At 68.5% G+C, this 20,862-nt stretch carries 15 protein-coding genes; 12 read left to right on the top strand and 3 right to left on the bottom strand.

The features are described from left to right. Positions 1–3,093 (top strand): efflux RND transporter permease subunit, encoded by a 3,093-nt coding sequence (locus ASF27_RS00740; RefSeq protein ID WP_056265998.1) that lies wholly within the window; start codon positions 1–3, stop codon positions 3,091–3,093. Positions 3,094–3,107: 14 nt separating this feature from the next. On the opposite strand, the gene tsaA is transcribed toward ASF27_RS00740, so the two are convergent. Continuing rightward, positions 3,108–3,599 (bottom strand): tRNA (N6-threonylcarbamoyladenosine(37)-N6)-methyltransferase TrmO, encoded by a 492-nt coding sequence (gene tsaA / locus ASF27_RS00735; RefSeq protein ID WP_056357007.1) that lies wholly within the window; start codon positions 3,597–3,599, stop codon positions 3,108–3,110. Positions 3,600–3,749: 150 nt separating this feature from the next. On the opposite strand from tsaA, the gene ASF27_RS00730 reads away from it, so the two are divergent. Beyond that, the gene (locus ASF27_RS00730) at positions 3,750–5,219 is read left to right on the top strand and encodes an AMP nucleosidase (protein ID WP_210166257.1); all 1,470 of its coding nucleotides are present in this window, start codon (positions 3,750–3,752) and stop codon (positions 5,217–5,219) included. A 304-nt stretch (positions 5,220–5,523) separates the two neighbouring features. Continuing rightward, on the top strand, positions 5,524–7,215 hold the full coding sequence (locus ASF27_RS00725; protein ID WP_056171769.1) for a CHASE3 domain-containing protein: 1,692 nt from the start codon (positions 5,524–5,526) through the stop codon (positions 7,213–7,215). A 96-nt stretch (positions 7,216–7,311) separates the two neighbouring features. Here the strand turns inward: ASF27_RS00725 and ASF27_RS00720 are convergent, their stop codons facing one another. Both ASF27_RS00720 and ASF27_RS00715 read right to left on the bottom strand, forming a co-directional pair. Further along, a complete protein-coding gene (locus ASF27_RS00720; RefSeq protein ID WP_244480890.1) occupies positions 7,312–9,525 on the bottom strand; it encodes a PBP1A family penicillin-binding protein in 2,214 nt (737 codons plus the stop codon). 414 nt (positions 9,526–9,939) lie between these two features. Then, positions 9,940–11,019 carry a transglycosylase SLT domain-containing protein gene (locus ASF27_RS00715; RefSeq protein ID WP_347379628.1) on the bottom strand — a complete coding sequence of 360 codons (1,080 nt, stop codon included), beginning with the start codon at positions 11,017–11,019 and terminating at the stop codon, positions 9,940–9,942. A gap of 402 nt (positions 11,020–11,421) precedes the next feature. On the opposite strand from ASF27_RS00715, the gene ASF27_RS00710 reads away from it, so the two are divergent. Genes ASF27_RS00710 through ASF27_RS00670 form a run of 9 tightly spaced genes read left to right on the top strand, consistent with a single transcriptional unit; the run spans position 11,422 to position 20,772 of the window. Continuing rightward, positions 11,422–12,612, top strand: coding sequence for an inositol-3-phosphate synthase (locus tag ASF27_RS00710; protein WP_056171764.1), 1,191 nt, complete (start codon positions 11,422–11,424; stop codon positions 12,610–12,612). Then, positions 12,612–13,532: a hypothetical protein gene (locus ASF27_RS00705; RefSeq protein ID WP_056356998.1), complete on the top strand. Its 921-nt coding sequence runs from the start codon at positions 12,612–12,614 to the stop codon at positions 13,530–13,532. Before ASF27_RS00710 ends, ASF27_RS00705 begins: the two co-directional genes overlap by 1 nt. A gap of 31 nt (positions 13,533–13,563) precedes the next feature. Next, positions 13,564–14,748: a methyltransferase domain-containing protein gene (locus tag ASF27_RS00700; RefSeq protein WP_056356995.1), complete on the top strand. Its 1,185-nt coding sequence runs from the start codon at positions 13,564–13,566 to the stop codon at positions 14,746–14,748. Continuing rightward, on the top strand, positions 14,748–15,749 hold the full coding sequence (locus ASF27_RS00695) for a Gfo/Idh/MocA family oxidoreductase (RefSeq protein ID WP_056356992.1): 1,002 nt from the start codon (positions 14,748–14,750) through the stop codon (positions 15,747–15,749). Before ASF27_RS00700 ends, ASF27_RS00695 begins: the two co-directional genes overlap by 1 nt. A 14-nt stretch (positions 15,750–15,763) precedes the next feature. Beyond that, on the top strand, positions 15,764–17,353 hold the full coding sequence (locus tag ASF27_RS00690; protein WP_056356989.1) for a YcaO-like family protein: 1,590 nt from the start codon (positions 15,764–15,766) through the stop codon (positions 17,351–17,353). Further along, positions 17,350–18,195, top strand: a complete 846-nt coding sequence (locus ASF27_RS00685; RefSeq protein ID WP_056356987.1) for a sugar phosphate isomerase/epimerase family protein — start codon at positions 17,350–17,352, stop codon at positions 18,193–18,195. The genes ASF27_RS00690 and ASF27_RS00685 overlap by 4 nt, the downstream gene beginning before the upstream one ends. After that, a complete protein-coding gene (locus tag ASF27_RS00680) occupies positions 18,192–19,415 on the top strand; it encodes a glycosyltransferase family 4 protein (protein ID WP_056356984.1) in 1,224 nt (407 codons plus the stop codon). The genes ASF27_RS00685 and ASF27_RS00680 overlap by 4 nt, the downstream gene beginning before the upstream one ends. Next, entirely contained in the window at positions 19,415–20,170 is a 756-nt protein-coding gene (locus ASF27_RS00675) for a PIG-L family deacetylase (protein ID WP_056356981.1), read from the top strand. Before ASF27_RS00680 ends, ASF27_RS00675 begins: the two co-directional genes overlap by 1 nt. Then, a complete protein-coding gene (locus tag ASF27_RS00670) occupies positions 20,167–20,772 on the top strand; it encodes a uracil-DNA glycosylase (protein ID WP_056356976.1) in 606 nt (201 codons plus the stop codon). The genes ASF27_RS00675 and ASF27_RS00670 overlap by 4 nt, the downstream gene beginning before the upstream one ends. Positions 20,773–20,862: the final 90 nt, after the last annotated feature.

Here is a 20,862-nt window from a genome sequence, read left to right as displayed (position 1 = left end):
GTGAAGAACTTCAACCTGTCGGAATGGGCCCTGGAGCACCGCTCCTTCGTCTGGTTCCTGATGCTGATCTCGGTGATCGCCGGCGTGCTGGCCTACGAGAAGCTCGGCCGCGAGGAGGACCCGCCCTTCGCCATCAAGACCATGATCGTGCAGGCGCGTTGGCCCGGCGCCACCATCGGCGACACCCTCGATCAGGTGACCGAGCGAATCGAGAAGGAACTGCAGCAGATCGACGCCGTCGATTTCAGCCGCTCCTACACCACGCCCGGCCAGGCCACGGTGTTCGTGCAATTGCGCGAGACTACGCCGCCGAAGACGATTCCGGCGATCTTCTATCAGGTCAGGAAGCGCATCGGCGATATCCAAGGCACGTTCCCGCAGGGAATGCAGGGCCCGTTCTTCAACGACGAGTTCGGTGACGTGTTCGGCAACGTCTACGCCTTCACGGCGGACGGCGTCAGCATGCGCCAGCTCCGCGACTACGTGGAACGGGTGCGCGCTGCGGTGAAGTCGGTGCCCAACGCCGGGAAGATGATCCTCCTCGGTGCCCAGGACGAGGTGATCTACCTCGACTTCTCCGTGCGAAAGCTCGCGGGCCTCGGCCTCGACATGAATTCCGTGATCAGAACCCTGCAATCCCAGAACGCCATCACGCCGTCCGGTGTGATCCAGGCCGGGCCCGAGCGGGTCTCCGTAAGGGTCGGCGGGCAATTTATCTCCGAGGACAGTCTCAGGGCCATCAATCTGCGGGTCAACGACCGTTTCTTCCGCCTGTCGGACGTCGCGGAGATCTCACGCGGCTTCACCGATCCACCGACCGCCCTGTTCCGCTTCAACGGCGAGCCGGCCATCGGTCTCGCCATCGCCATGCAGCCATCGGGTAATCTCCTCACCTTCGGCCACGACCTCAAGGCTCGCATGCGCAAGCTCGAAGGCGAGTTGCCCGTAGGCGTCGGCATCCATCTCGTGTCGGATCAGCCCAAGATCGTGGAGGAGGCTGTGGGCGGCTTCACCAAGGCCCTGGTGGAGGCGGTGGTCATCGTGCTCGCCGTCAGCTTCGTCAGCCTCGGCTGGCGCGCCGGCCTCGTGGTCTCCCTGTCGATCCCCTTGGTGCTCGCCATCGTGTTCGTGGTGATGCAGGTGATGGGGGTGACCCTCCAGCGCATCTCCCTCGGCGCCCTCATCATCGCCCTCGGATTGCTCGTGGACGACGCGATGATCACCGTCGAGATGATGGTGGCGCGCCTGGAAGTCGGCGACAACCTCAAGAAAGCCGCGACCTTCGCCTACACCTCCACGGCCTTCCCGATGCTGACCGGCACCCTCGTGACCGTGGCGGGCTTCCTGCCCATCGGTTTTAACGGGTCCTCTGCGGGCGAGTACACCTACAGCCTGTTCGTCGTCATCGCCGCGTCGCTCCTCGTCTCCTGGGTGGTGGCGGTGCTGTTCGCGCCCCTCATCGGCGTGAAGCTCCTGCCGGCGACCATGAAGCACAAGGACCACGACAGGCCCGGTCGCCTGATGCGGATGTTCACGGCGGCGCTGCTCGCCGCCATGCGCTGGCGCTGGACCACGGTGGCGGCCTGCATCGGCCTCCTGGCCGCCGCCATCGTCGGCATGGGCCACGTCCAGCAGCAGTTCTTCCCGGCTTCCGACCGGCCCGAACTCCTTGTCGACATGACGCTTCCGCAGAATGCCAGCATCGCCGAGACCAAGGCCCAGATGGACCGCTTCGAGGCGACCCTGAAGGGCGATCCCGAGATCGCGCGCTGGAGTTCCTATGTCGGTCAGGGCGCCGTACGCTTCTACCTGCCCCTCGACCAGCAGCTCGGCAATGCCTTCTTCGGCCAGATCGTCATCGAGACGAAATCCATCGAAGCGCGCGAGCGCATGAAGACGAAGCTCGAGGCGCTGGCCCGAGACCAGTTCGTGGGCACCGACTTCCTCATCCACTCCCTCGACCTCGGCCCGCCCGTGGGACGTCCGGTGCAGTACCGCCTCAGCGGTCCCGATCTCCAGGCCCTGCGTGGGCACGCTCTGGCGCTCGCCAACATCGTCGGCGGCAATGCCCACCTCAACGTTCCGACCTTCGACTGGAACGAGCCCGGCAAGGTGCTGAAGGTCGACATCATCCAGGACAAGGCGCGCCAGCTCGGTGTCACGTCCGAGGATATCGCCGGGCTGCTCAACGGCATCGTCGGTGGCCGGGCCATCACCCAGGTGCGCGATTCGATCTACCTCGTCGACGTGGTCGGCCGTGCCCAGGCAGTGGAGCGCAACTCCCTCGACACCCTCCAGACCCTGCAGATTCCGCTGGCCAACGGCAGCGTGGTGCCGCTGCTCGCCTTCGCCACCATCGGCTACGAGCTGGAGCAGCCCATCGTCTGGCGCCGGGACCGCTTGCCGACCATCACGGTCCGCGCCTCCATCGCGGACGGCACCCAGCCCCAGACCGTGGTGACCGAGCTCGACAAGAGCATCACCGCCTTCGGAAAGTCGCTCCCCGACGGCTACACCCTCGCGGTGGGCGGCGCCGTGGAGGAGAGCGCCAAGGGCCAGGGCCCCATCGCGGCGGTGGCCCCCGTGATGCTGCTGACCATGGCGGTGTTCCTGATGATCCAGCTGCAGAGCTTCCAGAAGCTGTTTCTCGTCGCGAGCGTGGCGCCCCTCGGGATCATCGGCGTCGCGGCCGCCCTTCTCCTGTTCGACAAGCCCATGGGGTTCGTGGCGATCCTCGGAATCCTCGCCCTCATCGGCATCATCGTGCGCAACTCGGTGATCCTGGTGACCCAGATCGACGAGTACGAGCGCGACGGGCTGGCTCCCTGGGACGCCGTGGTCGACGCCACCTGCCACCGCATGCGTCCGATCCTGCTGACCGCGGCGGCGGCGAGCTTCGGTCTCGTCCCCATCGCCCGCGAGGTGTTCTGGGGGCCGATGGCCTACGCCATGATCGGCGGCATCCTCGCCGCCACCTTCCTGACCCTGTTCTTCCTGCCGGCCCTCTATGTCGGCTGGTACCGGATCAAGGCGCCGCCGAAGGGCACGCCTCGGAAGACGCATGGCGCCGACGGGCAGGTCCACGCCGCCTGAATTCTTCGGCCAGATCAGTCCGCCTCGGCGCGCGCCACCGTCGCGTCGGGGCGCGAATCCGTCGAGGCGTAATACGGCTTGATGTCGAGGAACGGCGTGCCGTCGCGACAATCGAGGCCGCGGACCCTGACATGGACGCCGTCGATCCCGAGGTTCTCCACCACCGACAGGGCGATGGGGTTGGGCCGGGCCGGCGAGCGAAGCGAGAACGTGCCCCGGCTCCCGTCGGCATGGCGCGGGCGCTGGCGGATGATGTCGCGGGCGGCCTCGTCCATCCAGTAAAGCACGATGAGATGGCTCGCGCCGGAGAGGTTCTGCAAGCCGGGGGTATAGGCCGGATCGAGCACCAGGGTGCAGACCGCATCGGTCTGGAGGCCGTTCTTCGGGCAGTCCCAACGTCCGGGCCACGGCGTGCGGATGCGGCCGATGAAGTACACGCCCGCGTCGAAGGCCTCGGGCAGCGGGATGGTGTCCTCTCCGGGACGGCGTTCGGCGGTCTGCGTCATAGGGAAAAGGGCTCCGGCTGAACCGGCATGTCGGATGCTTTGGCACCCCACCGCAACCCTGCGGCCGGTCGCGCCACGCGCGGCGGCGGTGTACAGCCCCGTGTGGGGATTCAGCGAGGAGACACCGTGATCCGCGACGAATTGCGACCGATGGAGTCCGTATCCGATCCCGAGACCGCCGTGGACCGGCTCGCCGCCCTACACGCCGGGGCCACGGATGCGCTGCAATCGGCGTTGGCTCGTTACCTCGACGGCGGTCCGGCCCCCGACGCGACGGAGCGGCTGCAATTCCGCTACCCCGAGTTGCGCGTCACCTATCAGCCGTCGGGGCCGATGCCGCAGGTCACCCGCGCGACGGCGAAGTTCCAGGCACCGGGCACCTACGCCACGACCGTGACCCAGCCGGGACATTTTCGCGGGTATCTCCTCGAACAGCTGACGCCGCTGGTCCGCGACTACGGCGCGAGCCTCGAAGTCGGCTTGAGCGCGCAGGAAATCCCGTATCCCTACGTCCTCGAGCCCGGCCTCGATCTCGGGCGAAGCGGAGTCACGCCCCGCGATCTCGCCACCTACTTTCCCGTCCCCCTTCTGTCCGTGGTGGGCGACGAGATCGCCGACGGCCTGTGGCAGGACGCGCCCGACGCGCCGCGCCCCCTGGCCCTGTTCGATGCGATCCGGACCGACTATTCCCTGCGCCGCCTCGTTCACTACACCGGCAGCGACTGGGGCGACGTGCAGCCCTGGATCCTGTTGACGAACTACCATCGCTACGTCGACGGTTTCATCCGCCACGGCCTCGAACGCCTCGCGCGCGGCGACGACGGCTTCGAGCGGATGATCCTGCCCGGCGGCATCTCTGTTTCGCAGGGGGAGGCGGCGTCCGTCGATCCGACGGCGCTCATCGCCGCATCGCCCTGGCACAAGTACCAGATGCCCGCCTATCACCTCGTGGCGCGCGGGCCCGACGGCAGCCAGCAGGGCACGACCCTGGTCAATATCGGCGTCGGTCCGTCCAACGCGAAGACCATCACCGATCACCTCGCGGTGCTGCGCCCGCATTGCTGGCTCATGGTCGGCCATTGCGGAGGTCTGCGCCAGTCGCAGACCATCGGCGACTACGTGCTCGCTCATGGCTATCTGCGCCGTGACCGGATCCTCGACGAGCTGGTCCCGCCCGATGTGCCGGTGCCGGCGCTCGCCGAAGTGCAACTCGCCCTCCAGGCCGCGGCCGCCAGCGTCACCGGGGAGGCCAGTGATGCCCTCAAGCGCCGCCTTCGCACCGGCACCGTGGTGACCTACGACGACCGGAACTGGGAACTGCGCTTCTCCCAGGAGCGGCGGCGGATCAACCTGTCGCGCGCCATCGGCGTCGACATGGAGAGCGGCACCGTCGCGGCCCAGGGCTACCGCCTGCGGGTCCCCTACGGCACACTGCTGTGCGTGTCGGACAAGCCGCTCCACGGCGAGATCAAGCTGCCGGGCGCCGCCAACGCCTTCTACGAGCGTGCCGTCGCCGAGCACCTCCTCATCGGTCTCTCGGCCCTCGATATCCTGCGCGCCGACCGTCACGGCCTGCATTCGCGCAAGCTGCGGAGCTTCGACGAACCGCCGTTCCGCTAGAGCTGCGCTCGACCACGTTGGGCCGGGACACATCGCGAGGCCTGTGTTTTGGCGCGCTTTTTTCCGCCGAACCGGCATCCACTTCGGCGGAGAGCGCCCTCGTGCACCCACGCTCGTGCCGGACCGGCGCCGGCCCGTAGCGCTTGCCTGCGGGTGGTTCGCGCAGCGACGCGCCTGCGCTTCTCTAACAAACTTTAGGACGGTTCACCGTTTGGTGAGGCAGGGGTGCGATTGCCGAGGAACTCCCATTCTCCCACGGTGCCCGAGACTCGGTGCCGGGGAGGACCTCACCAAGGCAAGTGTCATGTTGGCGCGAATTCGTAACCTCAGAATCGCAACGAAGATCGGCGCGGCCCTCGCGCTGATCGTCCTCGTCGCCGTCGCCTCATCCGTCATGACGCTGCGCAACATGGCTGTCGTCTCGGAAACGGGCCGTTGGGCGGAGCACACCCACGCGGTCCTGGGCGAGATCAGCCGCCTCACCGGTGCGATGGTCGATCGGGAAACCGGTGTCCGCGGCTTCCTCATTTCGGGCGATGACGCGTTCCTGGCCCCCTTCACCGCCGGGACCCGGACGTTCGAGGCTTCCCTGGCCTCGGCCCGCACGCTCACCGCCGACAACGCGGCGCAACAGGAGCGCCTGGGTACGCTCGGCGACCTGGCGCGTCGGTGGCACGACGAGGTCGCCCAGCGCGAGATCCGATTGATGCGCGATCCTGCGACGCGGGAGGAGGCGCGCGGGCTCGAAGCCTCCGGGATCGGCAAGGCAGGCATGGATGCGTTCCGCGCCAAGGCCACGGAAATCGCCGGGGTGGAGTCGACGCTACTCAAGATTCGCGCCGAGGAGGCCGTTCGGGCGAGCGATGCCGCCTGGCTCACCAGCGTGCTCGGTTTGGCCGGCATGGTGCTCATCGCCGGTTTGGCCCTGGTGCTGCTTCAGATCGGCATCGGCCGCCCCATCGACGGCATGACGCGCACCATGAGCCGCCTTGCCGGCAACGATCTCACCGTCGCTGTTCCGGGGCTCGGGCAGCGCGACGAGATCGGCGCGATGGCGCAGGCCGTGTCCGTCTTCAAGGACACCATGATCCGGACGCGTCAGCTCGAAGCGGACGCCGAGCTGGCCCGCGCCGGCGTCGAAGCCCAGCGCAAGGCCGCCATGCGCGAACTCGCCGAGTCCTTCGAGGGTGCCGTCGGCGGCATCATCACCGCCGTGTCGTCGGCCTCCACGGAACTGCAGGCCACCGCACAGTCCATGACCGTGACGGCCTCGCAGACGAGCAGCCAATCGAATCAGGTGGCCGTCGCCGCCGATCTCGCCGCCACCAACGTCACGATGGTGGCTGCCGCCGCCGAGGAACTCGGAGCGTCCGTGCAGGAGATCGGTCGCCAGGCCGATTCGGCCGCAAGCCTCGCGAGCGGTGCGGTGGAGCAGGCGGCCGAGACTGCGGGTCTGGTCGCGGCCCTGAGCCGGGGCGCCGCCAAGATCGGCGATGTCGTCGGTCTGATCACCACCATCGCGGGCCAGACCAACCTGTTGGCGCTCAACGCCACCATCGAGGCGGCGCGCGCAGGCGAGGCCGGACGGGGCTTCGCCGTCGTCGCCACAGAAGTGAAGGAACTCGCCGGTCAGACGGCGCGGGCCACGGAGGAGATCACGCGCCAGATCGGCGAGATCCAGGCCGCCACCCATCAGGCCGTCTCGGCCATCGACGGCATCGCCGGTCGCGTCCGCGAGATGAGTTCCGTGGCGACTACCATCGCCGCCGCCGTCGAGGAGCAGGGCGCCGCGACCCAGGAGATCGTGCGCAACGTGGCCCAGGCCGCCGTCGGCACCAACGAGGTCACCGCCAATATCGGTGGCGTCGCGACGGCCGCTGCCGGCACGGGCGAGGCCGCCGGCCACGTGCTCACCGCCGCCTCGGACCTCTCGCGCCAGAGCGAGCATCTCGGCTCGGAAGTCGGACGTTTCCTCGCCACCGTGCGGGCGGCCTGAGCCGGCGTCTCCCCCGGGCCTGACGTTAGAGAAGTCCCGGTCAGCTTCGCTCGCCGGGACTTTTTTCATGGGCGGGAGGCTAAGTGCCCCCCGGCGTCAGCGCTCCCGCCGCCACAGTCCCGCACGCTCGGAGCGGGCTTGTTCCTCGGCCGCGAGGAGATCGGACGGGGCATCCGCCGAAGCCCGGGCGCCGCCGGCCGCGAGAATGAGGGATGCCAAGTCGTCGCCGTCGATCTGACAGCGCAGGGGTCCGGCATCGGCCCCCGCGGCGGCCGTACAGATCACTTCGCGTCGACGCAGATAGCGTGCGAGCTGGCGGGCGAGTGCTCCACCCTCGCCGTCGACGCCCAGAAGCCTAACCGTGCGGCCGCGGAAGGCCAGGGTTCCGGTATCCACCACCTCCGGGACGCCGCGGATCGCCGCTCCCGACACGGCGGGTGCCACATCCCGGGCGGGCGCCGGTTCGGCCCGGGCGGCGGAGGGGCGTTTGCGCCCGCGCGCCATCTGGGCGGCGGCACGCTGGACGAAATCCCGGAACAGGGCGGCCGGAATGTCGCCGCCGCCGACGCGGTTCATCGACGTATTGTCGTCGTTGCCGACCCAGACCCCCACGACGAGATCCGGGGTCATTCCGACGAACCAGGCGTCGCGATAATCCTGGGTCGTTCCGGTCTTGCCACCCACCGGCATGCCCTGCACCCGCGCGGCCTTACCGGTGCCGCCGTCGACGACGGCCTGAAGCGAATCGAGCATCATCGCCCGCGCCTGGGTCGGCAGGGCTGTGCCGGGCCGTGCTTCGGGGCGCAGGTAGAGCGGCTGCGGCGCGCCGCCCCGGATGGCATGGACGCTGTGGGCATCCACCGGCACGGCGCCGGCCAGCACGCCGGCGTAGGCGCGGGTCATCTCCAGCAGTGTCACCTCGGCCGAGCCGAGGGCGAGGCTCGGCACGTTGGGCAACTCGGAGACGACGCCGAGGCGGCGGGCCGTCGCGATGACGGCCGGGATGCCGATCTCGTCGGCGAGCTGCGCCGCCACGGTGTTGATCGACTGCGCGAAGGCCGAGCGCAGGGGCATCGCGCCCTTGAACCGGCCGGTGGAATTCTGCGGCTCCCAGTCGCCGATCTGCGTCGGCTGATCGACGAGAACGGTCTCCGGCGTGAACCCGGTCTCGTAGGCGGTGAGGTACACGAACAGCTTGAATAGGGAGCCGGCCTGACGCTTGGCCTGTGTGGCGCGGTTGAACTGGCTGTCCTCGTAGTCGCGCCCACCCACCATGGCGAGGATCGCGCCCTCCTTGTTCATCACCACCATGGCGGCCTGGCCCGCCTTCTTCTTCGCCCCTTCGGCATCCATCCGCCGGGCCACCACACCCTCGGCCAGACTCTGCAGATCGAGGTTCAGTGTGGTCCGGACGGTCACGTCCCCGGTGGTGTCGGCGAGTCGCTTGGCTTCGCCCGACACCAGATCGAGGAAATAGTTGGTGCCCGGCGGGGTCTCGGGTGGCGTCCGGAGCGTGATGGTCTCGGCGCGGGCCTTGTCCGCCTCGACGGCCGTGATCGCGCCGGTCTCCACCATGGTCTGGAGCACGACGTCGGCCCGCTCCTTGGCGCCGCCGAAATTGCGGGTGGGCGCCAGCTGCGAAGGGGCGCGCACGAGGCCGGCGAGCATCGCCGATTCCGGCAGGGTCAGCGCTTTGGCGCCCTTGCCGAAGTAGCGCCGGCTGGCGGCATCGAGGCCGTAGGCGCCGGCTCCGAAATAGGCGGTGTTGAGGTAGGCCAGGAGGATGTCGTCCTTCGACATCGTCGCCTCGACGCGCAGGGCCAGGAACGCTTCCTGGATCTTGCGCCGCAGGGTCTTCTCCTGGGTCAGGGAGGTGAGGCGGACATATTGCTGCGTGATGGTCGAACCGCCCTCGCGGACGCCGCCGCCCGACGTGTTGCGCCACATCGCCCGCAGGAGCCCGCGCGGATCGACGCCCCAATGCGAGCGGAAGCGCCGGTCCTCGATGGCGATGATCGCCTGGGCCATGTGCGGCGGCAGATCGGCGGCAACGAGCTTCTGACCCTGGAACGCACCGCGTGTGGCGAAGACCCGGCCGTCGTCGGCCTCGACCGTGAGCGCCCGTTGGCCGGCCTCCGGCACAACGCCGCCGAGCGGCGGCAGGGTGACGAAGCTATAGAGGACGAGGCCGGCCAGAAGCACCATCGGCAGGGCGACGAGGGCGAGGATCGCCAGGAGGACCGGTCGCCCGCGCAGGCGCCCGCCCCAACGCGGATTTGGGGCGGCAATGGGCGCGGGCGTGGGGGACACGGGGGACGCAGCGGCGGGCCCTGCCGCCGTCTCCGGCCCTTGCCGCCGGCCGGATCCGAGGCGACCGGCCAATCGGGTGAAGGCTTGCCCCGATGCGCGCGCGGCGCCGGTCGCGCCACGTCCGCCCGTGCGGGCCGCACTCCCCAGGAGGACTCCGAGTTGGCGCCCGAGGGTGCGGGCTGCGGCCGCCGCCTCGCGGGCTGCGGCACGGGCCGCTTCGCTCTCGGACGAGGCTCCCTTGCCTCGGTCATCCTTGCCTTGGGCATCCTGCGGCGAAGGCGCATCGGGACGTGGGTGTTCGGGGTCGACGGAATTCATGGGGGCACTCGACGGTCGTCGGCACCCACAGGGGCGGGGCCGTCGCGTGTGCGGGTTCTAAACCGTTTCCTTCGCGGCGGGCTATGTTCCGTCGCCCTACTCAGCCGGCGTCGCCTCGGTCACCCGGACGCGGTGGATGGGGGCCGCCTCCCCGGCATCGGCTTCGAGGACCGGCAGTTCGACCTTGACCTCGGGCGCCACGAGGGCCGCGACGCCCTCGTACTGATCGAGGCGCCGGTCGATCATTCCGCCGATCTTCTCGCGCACTTCCGCGACCGTGAGGCTGCGTCGGCCCTTGCCGGCCTTCTCCGTGAACAGGCTGCGATTGGCCTTCGCCGCGGCCTTGAACACCTGCTTGGCCACCTGGCCCGGCTTGTCCGCGTTCAGGGCGAGGAAGCGTCCGGCGCTGGCCGTCCCGAGGAAATGCGCGAAGTAGAGCTCCGCCGTGGTGAGGTCCCGGCCGATGCGCTGCTCGATCCGGCCGCGGTCGCGCTTGATGAGTTCCCCAGCCATCAGGGCCGCGACATAGGGGTCCTGGCGCAGGCGCAGGACGCGGGTGCGGGTGGCCTCGTCGGAAATCGTGATGGCGCTGCCGCGCCCCGACACCGCAGCGGCCTCGGTCTCGAGACCGTGCCGGGCGCCGTAGGTGCGGATGAGTTCGAGCCAGGTGCTGCTGAGGAACTGGAACAGTCCTTCGGCCGAAGAGGTGGCCGCCTTCACCGTGGTGGAGAAGCTCGATTCCTTGTCGGCGAGCGCCATCATGTAGACGGGGTCGACGCCGGTCTCGCTGGCCGCGCGCAGGATCGTTTCGACGATCTCGCGGGGCACGGCCATGTCACCGAAGCGGAGGCGTTCCGTTCCGGCGCCGTCGCGGATCGGGACGAGCGTGGCGAGGTCGTCGGCGATGAGGGCCAGCGTCGCCGGTTCCTGCTCGATGACGGGAACTCCGGCCCAGTCCTGTGCGTTTGGCTGATGTTCGACCTGTGGCCGCACTGATGTGCGGATCGCAAAGTCTCGCTCGTCGATACGAGCGTGAGCGGCCGCTGCGGGTGCCAGGGCGTTTTGCGGCAGGGCCGCACCGATCACCAGCCCGGCCACGAGGGTGGCGAGGGTCCGGCGTCCAGCTTTGGCGAGGGTTCGGCGCGCGCGGCGCTCAGTCCGGGGCAACCAAGCCACGGAAGGATCTGCGGAAAAGGTCTCGTTGGGCACGAGACGGCTCACGTCGTCGGCGCAGGGCGCCGGCTCCGGGAAAACCCCCATCTTTCGTCCTTGTTCGTGCCGCTGCCTTCATGGGCGCGGCTTCGATTTGTTCAGCGCGGCGATGTCTCGCCGCCGGCTGTGACCAGAATGGGACAGCGGCGTGATTCAACCGTGGCACGCTTAACGGACGGTTAAGGCTCTGTTTTCACGAAGTTTTAACGAAGCGTTCGGTCGCCGTTCAGGCAGACCGCGGCAAAAAAGCGTTTCCCGCTGGACTTGGAATGACGCACACGCGGTCCAGTTAGCTAGGGCCTAACGGGAGGCTCCGCTCTGCGGAGCGGCAATCCCCGTGGACCCAATGAAGGAAGCCTTTTTCCAATGAGCATGCAGACCGGTCGCCGTGTCGGCGTTGCGTTCGTTGGCATGGGTGGCGCAGTTGCCACCACTGCCATCGCGGGCATCGAGATGATCAAATCCGGATCGAACCGCCTCGACGGATTGCCTCTGGCCGGTCTCTCCGTCGCCGGATTGGCCGACTACAAGGATCTGGTCTTCGCCGGCTGGGACCTCAACGACGACGATCTCGCCTCCGCGGCCACGGGTCACGGCGTGCTGAGCCAGCAGGACATCGAGAACGGCGCCCAGGTGCTCAAAGGCATCAAGCCTTGGCCGGCCGTGGGCAGCGCGAAGTTCTGCAAGAACATCGAGGGCGCCAACCGCATCGTGGCGGCCGACCATCGCGAGGCGGTGTCCGTCATCGCCAACGACCTTCGCCGCTTCAAGGCCGAGAGCAATCTCGACGATGTGGTGGTGATCAATCTCGCCTCCACGGAGCGCTGGCCCGATCTCACCGCCGCGACCCTGAACTCGCCGGAAGCCTTCGAGAAGGGCCTCGATTCCAGCGACGAATCCATCAGCCCGGCGATGCTCTACGCTTACGCGGCGATCAAGAGCGGCGTTCCCTATGCGAACTTCACCCCGAGCATCGCCGCGGACGTTCCGGCCCTGCTCGAGATGGCCAAGACCCTGAACGTTCCGGTCGCCGGCAAGGACGGCAAGACCGGCCAGACCATGATGAAGACGGTCCTGGCCCCGGCTCTCAAGGCCCGCGCCCTCCATGTCGATGGTTGGTTCTCGACGAACATCCTCGGCAACCGTGACGGCCTCGCCCTCAACGACAAGGATTCGCTCCAGTCGAAGCTTAACACCAAGGGCACGGTGCTGGATTCGATCCTCGGCTATCCCGTCGAGGACCATCTGGTCCACATCCACTATTACCGGCCGCGCGGCGATGACAAGGAAGCCTGGGACAACATCGACGTCACCGGCTTCCTCGGTCAGCGCATGCAGATCAAGGTCAACTTCCTCTGCAAGGACTCGATCCTGGCGGCCCCCCTCGTCATCGAGATCGCCCGCGTCCTCGATCTCGCCAAGTCGCGCGGCGACGGTGGCGTCCAGGAGCAGCTGTCGTCGTTCTTCAAGGCACCCATGGTCAAGAACGGCCGCGGTCCCGAGCACGATTTCGGCAAGCAGCAGACCATGCTCCTCGACTGGCTCGGCGTGAACTGATGACAATATTCCTGGAGGGCGGCCCGGCCGCCCCCCTCGCCCTGCGCCCGCTACTGGTCGAACTCAACGACCTCAAGCGGGTTCATGCCGCCGGCCGCACCGGCTCCATTGCCGAGCGTCTGTTCGCGCAGGGATGGGGTGCCCTCACGGGCGGCGCTTCTGCGGAGGATGTCGCCCTCGACATCACCGCCAAGGCGTTGGCGGCCGCACGCCTCTGCGACCTCGACGCGGCTTTCCTGGCTGCCGTGGGCCTCGATCCTGCCGCCGCATCCGGAGTTCTGGTCGCCGGGTTCGATGCCGTCACCGACAGCGTCAACACGGCTTTGCGCGATCGCCTTCGGGCGCGCCTGCGTGAACCGGGCGGCGTCGTACCCGGCCCGCTTCCAGGGTTCGTTTCCGCCCTGGTCCACCAGCCGAGAGCCGGCGTGACCTGTCCGGGCAAGCCCCGCATCTTGTTGGAACCACCCGAGAATCACGCGGAACATTGCCTGATGGTCGCGGTCTACGGGGTCGTCCTGAGCCCGTTCTACCGGGCCGATCCGACCTTGGTGTTCCTGGCTGCCATGAGCCACCACTTCCACAACGCAGCGATGCCCGATGCCGGCTTTACCGGCGAGATGCTGCTCGGTGAGCATCTCCTGCCGATCATGGCCCGCACCACCCAGTGGGCGTTGGACGAACTCGATCCCCCTTTGCGCGAGACCGTGGCGCGTGCCCGTGCGGTGCTGCCCGACGACGCGACGGCCGAGGGGCGCGCCTTCCACGCCGCCGACTGCATCGACCGTGTCCTACAGATCGCCCAGCACCTGCGTGCCGCCGGTCTGACCATGGGTACGGTCCTCGATGAGATGGAACTCGTTCACGCGGGTCCGGTGAAGGAGTTTCATGATCGCGTCCTGACGGACATGCATATCCCGTGATCCGTTGGTTCGATCACGTGGACACCGCGTCATGATTCCGTTCGCGCTCCTGTCGCCCGAGACTGGGGAATCCCTCAAGGCGGACACCCCGCATTCCCTGCGCGCGAGCGGAACGGGCGCGCGCTGGCCTGTCATCGACGGCATTCCCTATCTGCGCACGAACCGGTCCGAGCTCGTCGCCAGGACTCTCAAGCTTCTGGACGCCGGCGAGACGGGGCTCGCCCTCGAAGGCCTGCTCGCGGATCAGGACGACTGGTGGACCGGGCCACCGGCCGATGCCCTCGATCTGCACGAACTCGTGCGCGACCGGGCGAAGCTCAGCCTGCGGGATGCCGTGCGCCTTCTCGGGTGGGGCCGGGTCGGCGATTACTTCGTCAACCGCTGGACCGACCCGACCTATCTTGGCGGCCTCGCCCTGCTGGAAGCGCATTGGAACGATCCCGTCTGCGTGTTCGAGTTCGCATGCGGCATCGGCCATTATCTGCGGGATTTCGCCCTGCGCGGTCTCAGGGTCGCCGGGGCCGACGTGGTGTTCGCCAAGCTCTGGGTCGCCCGGCACTGGGTGGTCGGCGAGGGCGTGCAACTCGTCTGCTTCGATGCCGGCTCACCGAATTGGCCGATCCCCGGTGCGCCCGTCGATCTCGTGGTCTGCAACGATGCGTTCTATTTTCTCGACGGCAAGGCCGAGGTCCTCGACAATCTGCGCCAGAACGCCGGCGACGACGGCTGGCTGGTGTTGAGCCACATCCACAACAGCGGCTGCCCGGGCTTCTCGGCTGGGCGCGCCGTCTCGGCGGCGGAGATCGAGGAGTTGTTTCCCGATGGTCTCGTCTACGATGACGCGGAGCTGACCCGCGCCCTCGTCGAGGCCCGCGCACCCTCTCCGCGTGCGCCGAGCGACCTCACCGGAGTCGAAGCGTTCTCGGTCGTCGCCGGTCCCGGTATGCGTCCGGCTCCGCGTGCCATCGTCGACGGCATCACCCTGCCACGCGCCGGAACGCGGCTGCGCCTCAATCCGCTCTACGCTCCGGACCCGACCGGGGGCTACCGCATCGTCTGGCCGTCGGACCGCTACGAGGCGGAGTATGCCGGTCTCGCGACCTATCCTCTTCATTCGGGCGGTCCGGAAAGCCTCGACTGGAGCGGCGGCCTTGAGAGCCCCGATCTCGACCGCATCCGTGCGCGCGAGTTCGTCGATCTGCCGGAGCGGTGGTGATGGATTCGATCGCCTGGGGAATCGTCGGCTTCGGTTGGGTCGCGCGGGACTATATGGCGCCGGGCATCCGGGCGGCCGGGCATCGGCTCGTGGCCGTGGTCGATCCAGGCTCGGAATCGCGGGCGGCCGCGGAAGCGTTGGGTGCCCGTGCCTACGCGAACCTCACGGATCTCGCCGCCGACCGCGAGGTCGAGGCGGTCTATGTCGCGACGCCGAATCACCTCCACCGCGAAGCCATCGAGGCGTTGGTCGGCTCCCGCAAGGCGATCCTGTGCGAGAAGCCCATGGCGGCCAGCCTCGCAGACGCCGAAGCCATGGCGGCGGCGGTCGGCGCGGGGAGTACCTTCTACGGCACGGCCTTCGACCAGCGCCATCACCCCGCCCACCGGGCGATGCGAGACTGGATCGCGGACGGCCGACTCGGCACCATCACGGCGGTCAGAATCGTCTATGCCTGCTGGCTTCCGCGGAGCTGGACCTCCGTCCCGGGGCAGGACAACTGGCGCATCGATCCGAAAAAGGCCGGCGGCGGCGCCCTGATGGATCTCGCCCCCCACGGCCTCGACCTCGTCGATTTCCTCGTCGGCGAATCCATCGTCGATCTCGCGGCCCTCACCCAGGCCCGCGCCCAGGATTACGCCGTCGATGACGGTGCCCTCCTCATCGGCCGCACGGGCTCGGGCGTGCTCGCCAATCTCCATGTCGCCTACAATTGCCCCGACGCCCTGCCACGCCGGCGCCTCGAAGTGACCGGGACGGCGGGGCAGCTCACGGCCATCGACACCATGGGGCAGGTGGCGGGCGGCAGTCTCACGTTCATCGACGGGTCAACCGGCGTGTCGGAAGATGTCGCCTTCGACGGCGCGGCCTCGCCCTTCCTCGAGCAGGTCCGCGCCTTCGGCTCCGCCCTGCGGCGTCCCGGCGAGCGAGCCGCCTACAGCGCGGCCCGCGACCTCCACACCATGCGCCTGCTGGCTCGCGCCTACGACGCCCTGGCCTGAGAACGGATCATCACGTGAGCGAACACGATCAGGACGCCAGAGCCCGCAATCCGCGCGTCAAGGCTCCGCGCGCCTACCCCTACGGCGCCGCGCGCCAGATCGAAGGCCTGCCCTCCGACTTGCCCGAGCCCGTCCGCGCCTACCTCGATATCCTGCCGCAGGGGCGCATCGTCGGCTTTCCCCTGGCGCCCCTGGACCGTACCGGCATCCCCGTCTGGTTCGTCTCGCTCTTCCTCGACGACCCGTTCTTCGTCGGTGCCATGCCGAGCGGCATCGGGTACGGCGCCACGGACGACGAGGCCCTCATCGGGGCCGTGGCCGAGATCGCCGAGAACCTGATGCCCTCGTTGGCGGTGATGCCGCGCAAGAAGGAGCGCGGCAGCTACGAGGACCTCGTGAAGGTGTTCGGCGCCGGCTCCGTCGCCGACCCGCTGACCCTGTGCCTGCCGGCCGGCAGCCCCGTCGGCCGAGGCTCGGTGCTCGAATGGACGCCCGCCATCCGTGCCTGCACGGGCGAGACCGTGTTGATGCCCCTCGACATCGCCGCGACGGATTATTTCGAACTGTCCGAGGGCTACAAGCCTTTCACCAACCTCATCACCAACGGCCTCGGCGCAGGGCCGGACACGGATTTCGCCCTCGGTCATGGTCTGCTCGAACTCCTGCAGCGCGACGGCAACGGCCTGCTGTTCCGCGCCCTCGACCAGGGGGTGATGCTCGACCTGTCGGAGGGGCTCGGTCCTGAGACGCGCGGCATGCTCGACCGCCTCGATGCGCTCGGCATCAAGGCCCTGCCGAAATTCGCCACCGACCAGTTCGGCCTGACCAACATCTACGTCGTGGGCCACGATCGGAACTTGGCCGACACGCCTGTGCCCATCGCCTTGTCGGCCTGCGGCGAGGCCTGCGATCCGGACCGCGAGCGGGCCCTGCGCAAGGCATTGCTCGAATTTCAGGCCGCCCGCGTGCGCAAGGCCTTCGGCCACGGGCCTCTGTCCTTCGCCGAGCGTGTCACCCCGCCGGGCTACGTTCAGGCCTTCATCGACAAAGCCCTGCCGAGCCTCGATCTCGAAGAGAGCCGGGCCCTCAAGGCCATGCTGGAATGGATCGTCCTGCCGCCCGAGGATCTGGCCGCGACCTTGCGCGACACGGTGTATTCCGAGCGCGGCACGAAGAAATTCACGGACTTGCCGACGACCGCCGCTCCCGATGGACACGCGCGCGGCCGTATCGCCCGCGAGCGCCTGGAAGAGGCCGGCTTCGACGTGCTCTACGTCGATTGCGCGCCGCCCGGCGGTTCCGTCGGCGTGGTCAAGGCGATCGTGCCGGGGCTCGAGGTCGAAACCATGAGCTACCACCGCATCGGCGAGCGCAACACGCAAAAGCTCATCGCGCGCGACCACCCGCTGATCCGGTTCGGAGAGGCCAGCGAGACCCTTCGCCCCGTGCGGTTGACACCCGAGGCCCTGGAGCGCTTCGGCGGTCAGCCCCTGTTCGATACGGCACTGGCCGACCGGATCGTCGGGTCGCATTATCCCCTCTATCGCGAGCCGGAATCGCACCACGCACCGTTCCGCCTCGCCCAGCAGGAGAGGGGTGAATGAGCCTGCGTTTTGCCTACAACACCAATGGCACCGCCAATCATCGCCTGACCGATGCCGTCGATCTCATCGCGGATGCCGGCTACCAGGGCGTGGCGCTGACCCTCGACATCCACCACCTCGACCCCTTCGCCGAACATTGGGTGCAGGACGCGCAAAGCCTGTCGAGCCGCCTCCAGCGCCTCGGCCTCGGTGCGGTGATCGAGACCGGCGCCCGCTTCCTCCTCGATCCGAAAGCCAAGCACGAGCCGACCCTGGTCACCGGCGACGCCGTGGGTCGTGCCCGGCGCATCGGTTTCCTCAAGCGCGCCATCGACATCGGCGCCATCCTTCAGGCCGAGGCGGTCTCGTTCTGGGCTGGTGTACCGAAACCCGGAATCGACCGGGCCGAGGCGCGGCACTGGCTGATCGAAGGCTTGGCGGAGGTGACGGACTACGCCCGCGCCCACGGCGTGGTGGCATGCCTCGAGCCCGAGCCCGGCATGCTCATCGAGACCCTCGACGATTTCGCCGCCCTGGATATTCCGGGCCTGCACCTCGCCCTCGACACCGGCCACTGCCTCGTCACCGGCGAGCGTGATCCCGCCGCGGCGGTCACCGAATTCCAGGACCGGATCGGCACCGTGGCCATCGAGGACATGAAGCGCGGCGAGCACATCCACCTGCCCTTCGGCGAGGGCGACATGGACGTACCCGCCGTCCTCGATGCCCTGGATGCCATCGACTTCCGACAACTCATCTGCGTCGAACTCTCCCGCGAGAGCCACCGGGCCGACGTCATGGTCCCGGCATCACTCCAATTCCTTCGCGATTGCCGCAAGCTCAGGGCGGAGCCGGTCCAGTGAGAATCTGCTTCGTCAGCCGGCGCTACTTCCCGGCCATTTCCGGCATGAGCGTCTACGCCCAGAACCTTCTGCGCGAACTCGTGCAAGCTGGCCACGACGTGACGATGATCAGCCAGTATCGCGGTGACGATTTCGGCACCCGCGTCTACGGCGGCGGTCCGCCTCCGCCGGTTCCGGGCGTGAACGTCATCGGCCTCGAACAGGTCGGCGAGCAGACCGACGGCGATTTCGAGCGCGACATCGACACGATGGTGGCGACCATCCGGAGCGAGCACGAGAGGCAGCCCTTCGATATTCTGCACGCCCAGTATGGGTATCCCACCGGCTGGGCGACCCTGCTGGCCGCCAAGGCGATCGGCGTGCCGACGGTGGTTTCGATCCAGGGCGGGGACGGTCACTGGGTCGGCTCGTGCTGCGAGACCCACCGCGTCGCCATGTGCGACGTGCTGGCCCACGCCAACGCCCTGCTCATCGGCGGCCCGTCCTTCGTGGACGAAGTCTGCGACCGCCTCGGCTCGGACCCGGCCCGTTTCACCATCGTGCCGGGTGCCGTCGACACCGCGCGCTTCACGCCGGGACCCGGGGACCATGCCGGTCCCGTGCGCCTGTTCTATCATGGCCGCGTCGACCGCCGGAAAGGCGTCCTCGACTTCATCGACGCCCTCGGTCTCGTGCGCGCGCGTGGGGTGCCGTTCGAAGCGATCATCTCGGGCATTGGGCCGGATGTGGAGTCTTCCAAGGCCCGCGCCGCGGAACTGAACTTTTCGGAGTCTGAAGTCCGCTTCACCGGCTACGCCGATTATGACACGGTGCCGGACCTCTATCGGGCCGCCGACGTGTTCGTGTCGCCGACCTATGCGGAGGGCTTCTCCAACACCATCCTGGAGGCCATGGCGGCGGGTCTCGCCGTGGTCTCGACCCATTCGGTCGGCGTGTCCGATTGTCTGCGCGATGGCGAGAACGGGCTCATGGTCCAGCCCGGTGACGTGCTGGCCTTGGCGGAGGCCCTGACGCGGGTGATCGAGGACGACGCCCTGCGCGCGCGCCTCGCCCGGGACGGCCTGGAGGAATGCCGCCGGGTCTATTCCTGGGGTGCGGTCGGACGCCGGATCATGGACGTGTACGATGCCGTCGCGGGCATGAAGCCGGCCACGGACTTCGCCGGCGATCTGCCGCACGACCCTACCTGTCGCTTTCGCGCCGAACCCCACCTGCTCTGATGCCGGCGGTTCTCGCCCTGTCGCCGCACCTCGACGATGCGGCCTTCTCGTGCGGCGGCACCCTCGCGGTGCTGGCGCGGGCCGGCTGGCACGTCACCATGGCGACGGTGTTCACCGGCTCGGTGGCCGATCCGAAGGGGTTCGCCCTGGCCTGCCAGACCGACAAGGGTCTCGGGCCGGAGATCGACTACATGGCGCTGCGCCGGGACGAGGACGCGGACGCCGCCCGAGCCCTCGGCATCGCTGCGCCACGGCATCTGCCGTTCCGCGAGGCGCCCCACCGGGGCTATGCCAGCGCGCCCGAGCTGTTCGCGGAGCTTCGGGGCGATGACGGCATCGTACCGGATCTCGTGCGCGCCTTCGGAGAACTCATGGCCGAGACGCAACCCGACCTGATCCTGGCGCCGCAAGCCGTCGGCGGTCACGTCGATCACGTTCAGGTCGTGGACGCCCTCACGACCATCGCCACCGGCGTCCCGATCCTGTGGTGGCGCGACTTTCCCTACACCGTGCGGGACGCCGAACCGCGCGAGCCCTTGCGCGATCGTTTCGCCGAACTACCGGTGCAGGTCATCGCGTTCGATGCGGCGGCACAAGCGGCCAAGTACGCGGCCTGCGCGGCCTATGCGAGCCAGCTCGGGTTTCAGTTCGGCGGACCTGACAACCTCGCCGAGCAACTGGCACGGGAGGGCGGCGTCGAACGCTTCCGGCTGAGCGGCGCCCTGCCGGACCCTGTTGTACGCCTCGTCGGGTGATCCCGAATCGCCCAAAAAGCCTGCGAGACCCCGCCGACCTCGCCGCGCGCCGCGACCTTCTGGCGGCTCCGCATCTCGCACCCTTGCGCACGCTCGCCCGCCGCATCGCGGCCGAGCGGGACGCCCCTGTGCCAGAGCCGGACCCCTTCGATGGCGGTGTCGATGCGCGGCTTCTGATGCTGCTGGAAACGCCGGGCCCGCGCGGTACCGGCTTCGTTTCGCGCGACAACCCCACGGGCACGGCCGCCAACCTGTTCCGGTTCTTCCGTGAGGCCGGCATTGCGCGGGCCGACACCGTGATCTGGAATGCGGTCCCGTGGGTGATCCACGCGCCGGGCGCGCGCAACCGCGCGCCGCGCCGATCCGAAATCGCCGCAGCCGCGCCCTACCTGGAGCCGTTGCTCACTTGTCTGCCACGCCTGCGCGTCGTGGTTCTGGCCGGGCGCGTGGCAGGACTGAACCGTCCCGCACTCGCGAGTCTGCGGCCCGACCTGCCGGTGATCGCGGTGCCGCATCCGAGCCCGACCTATGTCTGTACGGCGCCCAGCGTCGCCGAACGCATCCGACGGGGCTTCGGCGAAGCCGCCGCCATCCTGGCCTGACGGGATGCTCCGATCCAGTGCAACCCACGGGCAAGATCGGTCCATCGCTGGCAATTGCCGGCCGATGCCCCTAAATGCGGGCCACGGGCC

It is taken from the genome of Methylobacterium sp. Leaf102 (assembly GCF_001422425.1).
In the GTDB taxonomy this organism is placed as follows: Bacteria; Pseudomonadota; Alphaproteobacteria; order Rhizobiales; family Beijerinckiaceae; genus Methylobacterium.
The sequence above is the reverse complement of the archived record's forward strand: the minus strand, read 5'-3'. Positions and strand labels throughout refer to the sequence as shown.

Bases quoted from the DNA above. Each gene is read 5' to 3' on its own strand.
- tsaA (WP_056357007.1), bottom strand. From the start codon at position 3,599: ATGACGCAGACCGCCGAACGCCGTCCCGGAGAGGACACCATCCCGCTG.
- ASF27_RS00730 (WP_210166257.1), top strand. From the start codon at position 3,750: ATGGAGTCCGTATCCGATCCCGAGACCGCCGTGGACCGGCTCGCCGCC.
- ASF27_RS00725 (WP_056171769.1), top strand. From the start codon at position 5,524: ATGTTGGCGCGAATTCGTAACCTCAGAATCGCAACGAAGATCGGCGCG.
- ASF27_RS00710 (WP_056171764.1), top strand. From the start codon at position 11,422: ATGAGCATGCAGACCGGTCGCCGTGTCGGCGTTGCGTTCGTTGGCATG.
- ASF27_RS00705 (WP_056356998.1), top strand. From the start codon at position 12,612: ATGACAATATTCCTGGAGGGCGGCCCGGCCGCCCCCCTCGCCCTGCGC.
- ASF27_RS00700 (WP_056356995.1), top strand. From the start codon at position 13,564: ATGATTCCGTTCGCGCTCCTGTCGCCCGAGACTGGGGAATCCCTCAAG.
- ASF27_RS00695 (WP_056356992.1), top strand. From the start codon at position 14,748: ATGGATTCGATCGCCTGGGGAATCGTCGGCTTCGGTTGGGTCGCGCGG.
- ASF27_RS00685 (WP_056356987.1), top strand. From the start codon at position 17,350: ATGAGCCTGCGTTTTGCCTACAACACCAATGGCACCGCCAATCATCGC.
- ASF27_RS00675 (WP_056356981.1), top strand. From the start codon at position 19,415: ATGCCGGCGGTTCTCGCCCTGTCGCCGCACCTCGACGATGCGGCCTTC.